Source organism: Anoxybacillus sp. MB8, from assembly GCF_011006755.1.
GTDB classification, from domain to species: Bacteria; Bacillota; Bacilli; order Bacillales; family Anoxybacillaceae; genus Anoxybacillus; species Anoxybacillus gonensis.
Map to the genome: position 1 here is coordinate 1 of NZ_RXXX01000127.1, position 503 is coordinate 503.

Consider the following 503-nt stretch of genomic DNA (forward strand, 5'->3'; position numbering starts at 1 on the left):
TGACTCGATATGAATCTTTTTGATTTGCTTTTTCAACGCTTCCTGTCTTTTCTTTTGTTGACTTTCTGGTCGTTTGGCCCATGCATAGTATCCACTTCTTGAAACACCTAGAACTTCACACATCTTCGCCACGCGAAACTCCTTTCTATGCGTATGAATGAATTCATAAATTACTTCTGGTTTTTGGCGAAGATGCTCATGGCCTTTTTTAAGATCGCGTTTTCCTCCTCCAGATCCCGAATACGTTTTTGAAGTTCACGCTTTTCACGATCTTCTGGCTTGAGGTTTCCACTCCCGATAAAGCTATGCTCAGCATCTTTTTTATAATCTGCTACCCATTTATGAAGAGTTTTGGGCGAAATATCGAGTTGTCTTGCGGTTTGAGCGACCGCCTTTCCTTCCTCGACCACTAATTTTACTGCATGTATTTTGAATTCTTTATCAAAACGTCTAGTCATTATAGACACTCCCTATGATTGATAGATTTACTATACATTTCTCTA

The 503-nt window shown here is 39.4% G+C and carries 1 pseudogene; it reads right to left on the reverse strand.

The features are described 5' to 3' along the window. Positions 1-458: pseudogene (locus EKC99_RS16175) on the reverse strand (transposase); the annotation flags it as partial. Positions 459-503: the final 45 nt, after the last annotated feature.